Origin of the sequence: Sphingomonas sp. (assembly GCF_035317925.1) — a bacterium.
In the GTDB taxonomy this organism is placed as follows: Bacteria; Pseudomonadota; Alphaproteobacteria; order Sphingomonadales; family Sphingomonadaceae; genus Sphingomonas_I.
The window spans coordinates 1-11,628 of sequence record NZ_DATHFV010000234.1; the positions used below are offsets into that span (position 1 = coordinate 1).

An 11,628-nucleotide genomic window follows, 5' to 3' on the forward strand; every position below is an offset into this window, starting at 1 on the left:
GGTCTCGAGCCGTCCGATCGTCTGCGCGGTGGTCGGCGGATCGCAACGCTGCGCCACATCGAGCAGCGTCAGCCCCTTGGCGCGACGGACTTCGCGGATACAGGTGATCATCGACACGCGCCCCTTAACCGATCTGGTGAATCAGAATCGCATGAGAGCGCCGTTTTGGCAAGCATTCACAGCCGTCTCCAGCCCTCTTATCAAGTTCGGATTCGGTGTTTTTTGCATTTCCCCGTGGGCGGATGGTGCCGAGGCGCCGGGACGGCTATCTGCCTTGCCATGGCCCGCATCCGCGCCGATCAACTCCTCTGCGACCGCGGCCTCGCCGAAAGCCGCACGCGCGCGCAGGCGCTGATCCTCGCCGGGCTGGTCTATGCCGGCGAACGCAAGCTCGCCAAGGCGGGCGAGCAGCTTGCGCTCGACGTCGTGCTCGACGTGCGTGGGCGCGACCATCCATGGGTGTCGCGCGGCGGGATCAAGCTCGATCACGCACTGACCCATTTCGGCTGGGACGTGAAAGGCGCGGTCGCGATCGACGTCGGCTCCTCGACCGGCGGCTTCACCGATGTCCTGCTCACGCGCGGCGCGGCCAGGGTCTATGCGGTCGACAGCGGCACCAACCAGCTCGCCTGGAAACTGCGCCAGGACGATCGCGTGATCGTGCTGGAGAAGACCAACGCGCGCAATCTGACCCCGGCCGAAATCCCCGAACCGGTCGATCTGATCGTGTGCGACGCGAGCTTCATCGGCCTCGCCAAGGTACTCGACCGCCCGCTCGAATTCGCCAAGCCCGACGCGCGGCTGGTCGCGCTGATCAAGCCGCAGTTCGAAGCCGGCCGCGAAGAGGTCGGCAAGGGCGGGGTGGTGCGCGATCCCGCCGTCCATGAACGCGTCTGCGAAGCGGCACGCGCCTGGGCCGAAAGCAAGGGCTGGCGGGTTGTCGGGATCGAGAAGAGCCCGATCACCGGGCCCGAAGGCAATGTCGAATTCCTGCTCGCCGCGACCAAACCGACGCTTGCGTAAATCGAACCTCGCACCCATCTAGCTGACTAATACACCTTGGGAGTCGAACGATGCAGACCGAGAACAAATTCTTCGAGGATCTGGTGAAGATGGCCAACGGCTTCGCCGGCACGATGGCGGGCGTCGGCCGCGAGGCGGAGACGAACGCGCGCGAGAAGTTCAAGAGCTGGATCGGCGGCGTGGATTTCGTCAGCCGCGAGGAGTTCGAAGCGGTCAAGGCAATGGCCGCCGCCGCGCGCGACGACGTCGCCGTGCTCAAGGCCGAGCTTGCCGCCGCTAGAGACAAGGGGAGCGCGCCGACCAGCTATGACGCGCCCTCGGACGGCCCGAGCAAGCCTGCGCCCAAGCCGCGCAAGAAGTAAGCACGCCACCTCCGTTCGTGCTGAGCGCAGTCGAAGGGCGTGCTTCGACTGCGCTCAGCACGAACGGAGTGTGACGCTTGTGCCTTTGCCCCCCGCGCGCACCCCTGCTAGGCGCGCCGCATGACTCCCCTCGACAAGATCCGCAATTTCTCGATCATCGCGCATATCGATCATGGCAAGTCGACGCTTGCCGATCGCTTGATCCAGACCACCGGTGGCCTCCAGGCCCGCGAAATGTCGGCCCAGGTGCTCGACAATATGGATATCGAGAAGGAGCGCGGCATCACCATCAAGGCGCAGACCGTGCGCCTGAACTGGAAGGGCTATGAGCTCAACCTGATGGACACGCCGGGCCACGTCGATTTCGCTTACGAAGTCTCGCGGTCGCTCGCCGCCTGCGAAGGCGCGTTGCTGGTGGTGGACGCGGCGCAGGGCGTCGAGGCGCAGACGCTCGCCAACGTCTATCAGTCGATCGAGCATGATCACGAGATCATCCCGGTCATCAACAAGATCGATCTACCCGCCGCCGAACCCGAAAAGGTCCGCGCCGAGATCGAGGAGGTGATCGGCCTCGACGCATCCGAAGCGGTGCTGGCCTCGGCCAAGTCGGGCATCGGCATCGAGGAAATCCTCGATGCGATCATCGCCAAGATCCCGCCGCCCAAGGGCGACATCGACGCGCCGCTCAAGGCGATGCTGGTCGACAGCTGGTACGATCCCTATCTCGGCGTGGTCATCCTCGTGCGCGTAATCGACGGCGTGCTCAGGAAGGGCGCGCAGATCGCCTTCATGGCGGGCGGCACCCAGCATCTGGTCGATCGCGTCGGCTGCTTCCGTCCCAAGATCGAGCAACTGACCGAACTCGGGCCGGGCGAGATCGGCTTCATCACCGCGCAGATCAAGGAAGTCGCGCAGACCGCGGTCGGCGACACGATCACCGATGCCAAGAAGCCCGCGGCGGAGGCATTGCCCGGCTTCAAGCTGGTCCAGCCGGTGGTGTTCTGCGGACTGTTTCCGGTCGATGCCGCCGACTTCGACAAATTGCGCGAGAGCATTTCACGCCTGCGCCTCAACGACGCCAGCTTCACCTTCGAGATGGAAAGCTCGGCGGCCTTGGGCTTCGGCTTCCGCTGCGGCTTCCTCGGCCTGCTCCACCTGGAAATCATCCAGGAGCGGCTGACGCGCGAATATGATCTCGACCTGATCACGACTGCGCCGAGCGTGGTCTACAAGATTCAGCTCGCCCACGATCGCGGCGAGATCGAACTGCACAATCCCGCCGACATGCCCGATCCCAGCCGGATCGGTTCGATCGAGGAGCCGTGGATCGAGGCGGTGATCTATTGCCCCGACGAATATCTCGGTTCGATCCTCAAGCTTTGCCAGGATCGGCGCGGCATGCAGAAGAACCTCACCTATGTCGCGGGGCGCGCGCAGGTGACCTACGAATTGCCGCTCAACGAAGTCGTGTTCGATTTCTACGATCGCCTGAAATCGATCAGCCGCGGCTATGCCAGCTTCGACTATCACCAGATCGGCTATCGCGAGGGCGACCTCGTCAAGATGAGCATCATGGTCAACAGCGAGCCGGTCGACGCGCTCAGCATGATCGTCCACCGCGGCACCGCCGAAGCGCGCGGGCGCGGCATGTGCGAGCGGCTCAAGGATCTGATCCCGCGCCATCTGTTCAAGATCCCGATCCAGGCCGCGATCGGCGGCAAGGTCATCGCCCGCGAGACGATCGCCGCGATGCGCAAGGACGTGACCGCCAAATGCTATGGCGGCGACGCCACCCGCAAGCGCAAGCTCCTCGAGAAGCAGAAAGAGGGCAAGAAAAGGATGCGGGAGTACGGCTCGGTCAGCATCCCGCAGGAAGCTTTCATCGCCGCGCTCCGGATGGGTGAAGAATAAGACCGTTTTGGTCTTCACCGCAGCTAGGTGATTGCGTCGAATTACCGCTCGACTATCCTTGAAATCGAAGGGGTTGGGGGGACGATGCGCAAATTCCTGATTTCGCTGGCGGCGCTTGCCTGGGCGACGACGGCGCCAGCGGCGGACAAATTGGAATTTGCGCCGGTTCCGGCGTGGGTGAAGCCCGTTCCGATTCCCGTGGACGACGGCAAGCCCGATGGCGCCTCGGTTCATATCCTGGTCCAGGATGAACAGACCCGGTTCGAGCCCGGCAAGAAGACCTTTTATTCGCAATATGTTCTGAAAATCGAAACGCCTCAGGGTTTCGATGAAGGCAACATCAATTTCGTCTGGAATCCGGATACCGACAAGCCGATCGTTCATCGGCTGGCGATCCATCGCGGCGACAAGGTGATAAATCTGCTCGACAAGCAGAAGTTCACTGTGGTTCGCCGCGAAACCAACCTCGAAAATGCGATGCTCGATGGAGCCCTGACCGCGACACTGGAGCCGGAGGATCTCCAGGTGGGCGACGTGTTGGAATTCGTGATGTCGACCGAATCCAGCGATCCCGTGCTGGCCGGGCATGTCGAGCAGATCGGGGCCGGCTGGAACGGTACCCCGGTGGCGCGTGCCGGTTTGCGGGCGCAATGGCCGGCCACCCTGTCGATTCGAATCCATCAAATGGACGGCCTGCCACAAATCCGCGAGACCAAGTCCGGCAGCGAGCGCGAAGCCGTGCTTGCCGTCGACAATCTCCAGCCGATCTTGCCGCCCAATGGCGCACCGGCGCGCTACCAGCAGCTCCGTATTGTCGAGATGTCCGACTTCAAATCTTGGGCGGACGTGGCGGCTCTGATGTCCCCGCTTTATGTCAAAGCGTCCACCCTGCCGGCAAGCGGTCCGCTGCAGGATGAACTGGGACGCATCAAGGCGGCGTCCTCCGATCCCAAGGCGCGCACCAATGCGGCGCTGGCGCTCGTTCAGGATCGCATTCGCTATGTCTTTCTCGGCATGAATGGCGGCAGCTTGGTCCCGGCCGATGCCGCGACGACCTGGGAAAGGCGGTTCGGCGATTGCAAGGCCAAAACCGCAATCCTGCTGGCGCTGTTGCACGGTCTCGGTATGGAGGCCGTGCCGGTGCTGGTGAATGCGGAATCGGGCGATGGCCTGGACCAACGGCTACCCATGCTCGGGCTGTTCGATCATGTGATCGTGCGGGCAACCATTGGCGGCCGGACCTACTGGCTCGACGGAACCCGGTCCGGCGACACTGATGTGGATGCCCTTAAGATCCCGGATTTCGGCTGGGGTTTGCCGGCTATACCGCAAGCGGCGGCACTGGTTCGCATCGTTCCGCCTCCGCTCGACAAGCCGCAGCTCTCGACGACGATCGTCGTGGATGCCTCCGCCGGCCTCACTCTGCCTGCGCCGACCCGGATAGAGATGGTCATGCGGGGTGACGAGGCGCAGATGCTCAAGCAGATGCTCGCCGAACTGACTCCCCAGATTCGCGAGAGCAAGCTGCGTGATATGGGTCGAAGGAAATTCAATTTCGTCGACGCGGCGAAGGTCGATGCCGTTTATGATGAGGCGAGCGGCGAAGAGCGGCTGACGCTGAGCGGGTCGGCGCATCTGGAATGGCAAGGCGGCCTGCATCAGACCGATGGAACGGTACTCGGCTGGGAGGCCGATTTTCATCGCGATCCCGGCCTGAGCCAGGATGCGCCTTTTGCGGTGGCCTATCCGATCTTCCTTGCCAACAAGGAGACGATCATCCTGCCGCCATCGTTCGGCATCGGTCGAGCCAAGCCTCCGGCGGACATCGAACAAACGACGGCTGGAATGACTTTCCATCGCCGCACGGTGATTGCCGGAAACGCGCTGACAATCGAAACCAGCACACGCAGCATCGCGCCCGAATTCCCTGCGTCGCAGGCGGTCGAGGCGCAGGCGGCACTTCGCAAGCTCGTGGGCGACACCCTGTCGCTGCGCTGGCCCTCGTCCTACCGATATTCGCCTGCCGAGGCGGAGGCGGCGATGAAAGCCGAACCCACAACAGCCGACGGTTACGCCAACCGCGCTCATATCCTGCTGGAAGTGCATCGTTACAACGATGCGATCGCCGATCTCTCGAAGGGACTGGCGCTTGAGCCGAAGAACGCCTTGCTGCTGGCCAATCGCGCTATTGCTTATGTTTGGCTCAACAATGGCGTGAAAGCGGAGCAGGATATCGCTGCCGCCCTGGCCCTCGACCCGCAGAATGCGGTCGCCTTGCGGGCACGTGGTTTGCAGGCGATGCATGATCGCAGGATGGACGACGCGATCGCCGCGTTTACCCGGTCGCTGGAAAGCGATCCGCAAAGTGCGTTCGCGTTGGGATGGCGGGCGATCCTGAACCGCAGGCAGGGCCATGACGATCAGGCGCTGGCCGATGCGACGGCGTCGCTCAAGCTCGATCCGGCCTGGGATCAACTCGATTTGATACGGGTCGATATCCTGCACAACCGGGGTCGGATCGAGGAGCTCGATACTGTCATGCGGGATTTACTTGCGCATAAGCCAGATGATCCGTTCATTCTGGTGATGGCGGCCAATTATCACGCCTTGTCGGGACGGATGGACGACGCGATGCGCGAATATGATCACGCACTACACGTCAGACCATCGCCCTTCATCTATCTGAACCGCGCCGACCATCGTCCCCAAGCGGATGTCGCGGGCCGCAAGGCCGACGTCGAGGCGGCGCTGAAACTCAACCCTAGTTCGTCGAGCGACCTTCTGCTCGCGAGCAGCCTGCAGCACGGGTTTGGGGACAGCGCGGGCGCGATCGCGACGCTCGACAAGGTCGTTACCCTCACGCCCGGAAATCCCGAGGCCCTGGTCAAGCGCGGGGTGGAGGAAATGCGCGCGGGCCGTGCCGCACAGGCGCAAAAGGATTTCGCGGCGGCACGGATGATCAACGCCTCGGCGACCGAGCTCAACGAAATCTGTTGGTCTAAGGCGACAGCGGGCGTGGCGCTTCCGTCCGCGTTGGAGGATTGTGACAGCGCGCTCACGAAGTCGCCCGATGATCCGATTTACCTGGATAGTCGCGCGCTGGTGCTGCTGCGCCTCGGTCGTGTCGACGAAGCCATCGCAGACTATGACAGGGCGCTGGCGAAGTCCCCGGCACAGGCCGCTTCGCTCTATGGTCGCGGGGTGGCTTATGCCCGCAAGGGCGACAAGGCCCATTCGGATGCCGACCTGCAATCTGCTATCAAGATAAGAGCTGGGGTGAAGGACGATTTCGACAGTTACGGGATGAAACCCTGACGTCATGGACCGCCGCGGCTTTCTTCGGGGTGCGGCGGCATCGGCGGTAGCGATTTCCGCGTCGCAAGCACGTGCGGGATATTCCCCGGATCGCATGCCCGCGTTCCACACCGGCAACGCGCGCTGGCAACTCGCCTACGACCGCGCGCTCCAGGTGCTCGCCGGCAACGTCTGGCCGATGACGGACGATGGCCGCCCGGTGTTGATCGAAGGCTCGGTCTATCGGGGCATCTGGATGGAGTGCGGACCGCATGAGGCGTTGGTCTATCGCAAGTTCCGGCCCGACGTGGCGCGCAACAGCCACCTGATCTTCTTCGATCTGCAGCGCGCCGACGGGCAATTGCCCGCCAACCGCCGGCGCACTTTGAGCGGCTTCGGGCAGATCCAGATAGTGGTGCCGATCGCCGCCACCGCGTGGGAATTGGCGCGCGCGACGGGCGATAGCGAACTGCTGCAGCGGGCTTATGAAGCGTGCGGGCGATGGGACGCCTGGCTGCGGCGCTATCGCGATACGCGTGGCACCGGCCTGGTCGAGGGCTTCTGCACCTATGACACCGGCATGGACAACAGCCCGCGCTGGCGCGGCCTGCCCGATGCCTGCCCCGATCGCGACGCCACCCGCCACGCCGATCTGCCGGCTTTGCCGTTTCTCAGTCCCGATCTGTCGGCGACGATGGTCGGCGCGCGCCGGGCGATGGCGGCGATGGCGAAGGCGCTCGGCAAGACCGGGGAGGCGGATCGCTGGGCGGAGGCTGCCGAGACGCTGCGCCGCCGGATCATCGACAAGCTCTGGGTGGCGGAGGACGGCGCTTTCTACGATCTCGACGCGCAGGGCCATTTCGTCCGCGTCCGCTCCGACATATTGAGCCGCACGGCGTCCGAGCATGTGCCCGATCAGGCGATGTTCGACCAGATGTGGGCGAAGCAACTCGGCAATCCCGCGGCTTTCTGGGGTCCCTATCCGCTGCCGTCGGTGGCGATGGACGATCCGCTGTTCGTGCGCCCGATCCCGCGCAATAGCTGGGGTGGTGCGGCGCAGGCTTTGACCGCGCTCCGCGCCGGACGCTGGATGGAGTATTATGGCCGCACCGCTGAATTCGCGCGGATGATGGATGCCTGGTGCGACGCGATCCTGCGCGATCCGAGCTTCCGTCAGCAGATCGATCCAGTGACCGGCGTCTTCACTCAGGAGGATGCGCCCGGTTACTCGCCGGCTGCCTTGGTGATGATCGATTATACGTGGCGGCTGGCGGGCGTGCGCGAGGCCGAGGACGGGCTGGAGTGGACCGTCCGTCCCGGTCATCCTGCTTCCCGCGGAGCGGTCTTCGCGCTTCCGCTCGATGGCGGAGGCACGGCGGAAATGCGCTACGATGCCAGGGGCGCGGATTTGATCGTAGCGGGCAAGCCGATCGGCCGTATTGAAGGCGTCGCCCGGCTCATGACGGATCGTCACGGGAAAGCTCAATGGATGTTGGGCATCAACGAGACGAAGCAGACCGTTTCGGTCCGTTGGCCGGGGCGTCAGGCGCAGCAATTCGAGCTGGGGCCCCGCGAATATGTGGGCTTTACCGACGCGCACCTCAGCCAGGATCGGCTGCGCAAACTCGTTCGGATGGCGAAGAAGGCTCCGCCCACCGACGACTAGGGTTCAGCGGGCCGGATCGGTGCTGCCCCGCACTTTGAGCTGGTAATCGAGCGAGCGGCGGAAGCCGACGCTGCTTTCGGCCTGGCGGTAATAAGGATCGGTCAGCATATCGACCGCCGCCGCCGCCATCCCCGCCTTGGGCTGATGGATCGTGGTGAGCTGCGGCCAGGCGAGGCGCGAGGTCGGCGCATCGTCGAACCCGCCGATCGCGAGATCGTCGGGCACGGTCAGATGGTGCTTCATCGCCACCATCAGCACGCCCAGCGCCATATCGTCATTGCTGGCGAACACCGCGGTCGGCCGGTCGGGCCCGGACAGCAGTTTCTCGCCGAGCTCGACGCCCGAGCGGACCGAGAAATCGCCTTCCAGCACGATCGCCGGATCGATCGGCAGATGGGCTGCGATCATCGCCTCGACGAAGCCGGCGAAGCGCTTGCGCGACGCACTGTGCGCGGGATCGCCCTTGATGAAGCCGATCTTTTTGTGACCACGCTTGATCAGGTGGCGCGTCATCTCGGCAGCGGCGGCCTGATCGTCCATGCGGACATAGCCTGACCGATCCTCCTCGCCGCTCGGTGAGATCCGGACATAAGGGAGATCGGCCGCCTCGAGCAGCTGCAGCACCTCGGGATCGTCGCACAGAGGCGGGGTCAGCATCACGCCGTCGAGCCGCAGCGTGACGAGTGTGCCCCCAAGTTCGCGCGCCCATTGCGGATCGCTGCGGTCGATCGGCTCGACCAGCAGGTGATAGGAGCGTTCGCGGCAGCGCTTGAGCGCGCCCAGCTGGACGTCGGCGGCATAACCCGAACTCGGATCGTCGGTGAGGAAGCCGAGCAGGTAGGAGCGCGAACTCGACAGGCTGCGCGCGAAGGCGTTGGGCCGGTAATCCAGTTCGCGCACCACGCGCAGCACCTGTTCGCGCTTGTCGGCGCGGACGTGCGCCTCGCCGTTGATGACGCGCGACACCGTCTTGGGCGAAACCCCGGCGCGTGCCGCCACATCCTTGATCGTTACGACCGTCAAACCGCTGACCCCCGACAAGTCCGCGCGAACGCGGCGATGAACAAATAGCATAGAGCAGGTACGACGAGCGACGCCGCAAGCCCGATATGATCGGCCAGCGCCCCCGTCAGCATCGGCACCACCGCGCCGCCGACGACTGCCATGCATAGTAAGGTACCGCCGGGCGTCGCGAGCTTGGGGTCATCGGGCAAGGCCAGCACATAGATGGTCGGATACATGATCGAGTTGCACAGGCCGACCCCGAGCAAGGCGACGCCGCCGGCCCGGCCGTGCACGAACGTCGCCACCCCCACCAAGAGGGCGGCCCCGATCGCGCTCAGCGCCAGCAGATTGGCCGGTCGGACGCGTTTCATGGCATAAGCGCCGGCCAGCCGTCCGACCATCGCGCCGGCCCAATAGAGGCTGACGAGGCGCGCCGCGTCGACCGGCGTCGCGTCGAACACGTCGGGCATCACCAGGTAGATGACCAGCAGCGCCCCGATCGCGACCTCCGCGCCGACATAAGCGAAGATGGCCAGGGTTCCCGCGACCAGGCGGCGGTTGCGCAGCAGCGCGGCCCAATCGAAGCGCGCACCGGACATGTCCGCCTGTGCGCTGCCGTTGAGCAGGTTGCGATAGACGAAAAAGGCGAGCGCGAGCGCTGCCAGCACGAGGATCGCGAACAGGAAGGGCGGGGCGATTTCCTCGACCGCCGGCAAGCCCGCCTTCGGACCGCTGAGCACGTAGGGTGCCGCCACCAGAGGCGCGACGACCGTGCCGATCGCGTTGAAGGCCTGCAGCAGGTTGAGCCGGAAAGCGGCGCCTTCGGTACTGCCGACCACCGCCACCACCGTATTGGAGGCGATCTGGAGAAAGGTGATGCCGGCCGAGAGCGCCAGCAACGCCAGCAGGATCGTCGCGTAGCTGTGCAATCCGTGGGCCCACAGGAACAGAATGCACGATCCGGCCATCACCGCCAGTCCGGTTGCGGCGGACCGCATGTAACCCATCGCCATGATCGCCAGCGCGATCGGGAAGGCGAACAGCAGATACGAGGTATGAAAGGCGAACTGCACGAGCAGCGAGCGCGTGAAGTCGAGCCCGTAAATGAGCTTCATGCGCGGCACGAACAGGCTGATCGTCGACGACAGGAACCCACCTATGAAAAACACGCCGATCGATAAACGGAACAAACGCGTCGCGCTGTCGGTGGAGGTCGTTTCGGTCACAAGTCCGACGTTTACCGTGCACGGGCGCGCTTGCAACAATATCGCGACGGCGCGCTCCGCCCGAGTTGACATCGATGTCGGTTTCGACGATGAAGCCCCCCGGCATAACCCTCTCCGGGTTAAATACCCCCCCAGGCTGTCATTTTCAGCCGGGCATTGACGGCTGCCGCGCTTGCGCGGCGGCCGTCCTTTTTCCCTCCGAGGCCGGCATCTGTTTTGGACCGTGGTGGCCCTATTCCGACACGGTTGGTCGGATAAGCGAAGCTCCGCAGCATGTTAGCGCTACCGTCGGCATTATTGACATCGATGTCGATCCTGATACGGCGGCAGATAAGCAGGAAAACACTGCTTGTCTAAGAAACGGCGACCGGGGAATGGCGTCGTAAAAGGGAGGTACTATGAAGGGCTTACGGCTTTCGCCGGCGCTGACGCGCACGGCTTCCGCTTTTGCAATCGCGACCGTGCTCGCGGCCCCAGGGGTCGCTTTCGCGCAGGCAGCGGGCGCTCCCGCCACCGCCGCACAGCCGACCGCGGCGGCGGCCGTGGATACCTCCGACGAAGTCGTCGTCACCGGTATTCGTGCCTCGCTCGAGCGCTCGATCGCGATCAAGCGCGATTCAACCGGCGTCGTCGACGCGATCTCGTCGGAAGATATCGGCAAGTTCCCCGACACCAACCTCGCGGAATCGCTTCAGCGCATCACCGGCGTGTCGATCAACCGCGTCAACGGCGAAGGCGCGACCGTCACGGTCCGCGGCTTCGGTCCGCAATATAACCTCGTCACGCTCAACGGCCGCCAGCTGGCGGCCGCCAACATCACCGTCGTCGGCGGCGACCAGAATGGCGACGGCGCGGGCGGCTTCGACCGTTCGTTCGACTTCTCCAATCTGGCGGCGGAAGGCGTGAAGACGCTGGAAGTCTACAAGACCGGCCGCGCCGCGATCCCGACCGGCGGCATCGGCGCGACGATCAACGTCGTCAGCCGCAAGCCGCTCGATTCGCGCGAAGGCGGCCTGAGCGGTTCGATCGGCGCCAAGGCCGATTACGACACCAGCGCGGACGATTGCGTCCATTGCGGTTCCAAGATCACCCCGGAAGTTTCGGGCGTGCTGAGCTGGTCCAACCCGGAGCAGACCTTTGG

The 11,628-nt window shown here is 64.3% G+C and carries 8 protein-coding genes and 1 pseudogene; 6 read left to right on the forward strand and 3 right to left on the reverse strand.

Annotated features, from left to right (window positions below):
* A pseudogene (locus tag VK533_RS16970) lies at positions 1-111 on the reverse strand (XRE family transcriptional regulator); the annotation flags it as partial.
* Between the two features lie 168 nt (positions 112-279).
* Here VK533_RS16970 and VK533_RS16975 point away from each other — a divergent pair.
* The 5 genes from VK533_RS16975 (at position 280) to VK533_RS16995 (ending at position 8,256) form a co-directional block, all read left to right on the forward strand.
* Positions 280-1,023 (forward strand): TlyA family RNA methyltransferase, encoded by a 744-nt coding sequence (locus VK533_RS16975; protein WP_324379902.1) that lies wholly within the window; start codon positions 280-282, stop codon positions 1,021-1,023.
* 50 nt (positions 1,024-1,073) lie between these two features.
* Positions 1,074-1,385: an accessory factor UbiK family protein gene (locus VK533_RS16980; RefSeq protein WP_324379904.1), complete on the forward strand. Its 312-nt coding sequence runs from the start codon at positions 1,074-1,076 to the stop codon at positions 1,383-1,385.
* Between the two features lie 120 nt (positions 1,386-1,505).
* Entirely contained in the window at positions 1,506-3,296 is a 1,791-nt protein-coding gene (lepA, locus tag VK533_RS16985; protein WP_324379906.1) for a translation elongation factor 4, read from the forward strand.
* Between the two features lie 27 nt (positions 3,297-3,323).
* Positions 3,324-6,611, forward strand: a complete 3,288-nt coding sequence (locus VK533_RS16990; protein WP_324379908.1) for a DUF3857 domain-containing protein — start codon at positions 3,324-3,326, stop codon at positions 6,609-6,611.
* Positions 6,612-6,705: 94 nt separating this feature from the next.
* On the forward strand, positions 6,706-8,256 hold the full coding sequence (locus VK533_RS16995) for an MGH1-like glycoside hydrolase domain-containing protein (RefSeq protein ID WP_324379910.1): 1,551 nt from the start codon (positions 6,706-6,708) through the stop codon (positions 8,254-8,256).
* A 3-nt stretch (positions 8,257-8,259) separates the two neighbouring features.
* On the opposite strand, the gene VK533_RS17000 is transcribed toward VK533_RS16995, so the two are convergent.
* Both VK533_RS17000 and VK533_RS17005 read right to left on the reverse strand, forming a co-directional pair.
* Positions 8,260-9,279: a LacI family DNA-binding transcriptional regulator gene (locus VK533_RS17000; RefSeq protein ID WP_324379911.1), complete on the reverse strand. Its 1,020-nt coding sequence runs from the start codon at positions 9,277-9,279 to the stop codon at positions 8,260-8,262.
* Positions 9,276-10,487, reverse strand: a complete 1,212-nt coding sequence (locus VK533_RS17005) for an MFS transporter (protein WP_324379913.1) — start codon at positions 10,485-10,487, stop codon at positions 9,276-9,278. Before VK533_RS17005 ends, VK533_RS17000 begins: the two co-directional genes overlap by 4 nt.
* A gap of 398 nt (positions 10,488-10,885) precedes the next feature.
* Between VK533_RS17005 and VK533_RS17010 the strand changes: the two genes are divergently transcribed.
* The coding region (locus VK533_RS17010) for a TonB-dependent receptor plug domain-containing protein (RefSeq protein ID WP_324379915.1) at positions 10,886-11,628 on the forward strand (743 nt) is incomplete at its 3' end.

Bases quoted from the DNA above. Each gene is read 5' to 3' on its own strand.
- VK533_RS16975 (WP_324379902.1), top strand. From the start codon at position 280: ATGGCCCGCATCCGCGCCGATCAACTCCTCTGCGACCGCGGCCTCGCC.
- VK533_RS16980 (WP_324379904.1), top strand. From the start codon at position 1,074: ATGCAGACCGAGAACAAATTCTTCGAGGATCTGGTGAAGATGGCCAAC.
- lepA (WP_324379906.1), top strand. From the start codon at position 1,506: ATGACTCCCCTCGACAAGATCCGCAATTTCTCGATCATCGCGCATATC.
- VK533_RS16995 (WP_324379910.1), top strand. From the start codon at position 6,706: ATGCCCGCGTTCCACACCGGCAACGCGCGCTGGCAACTCGCCTACGAC.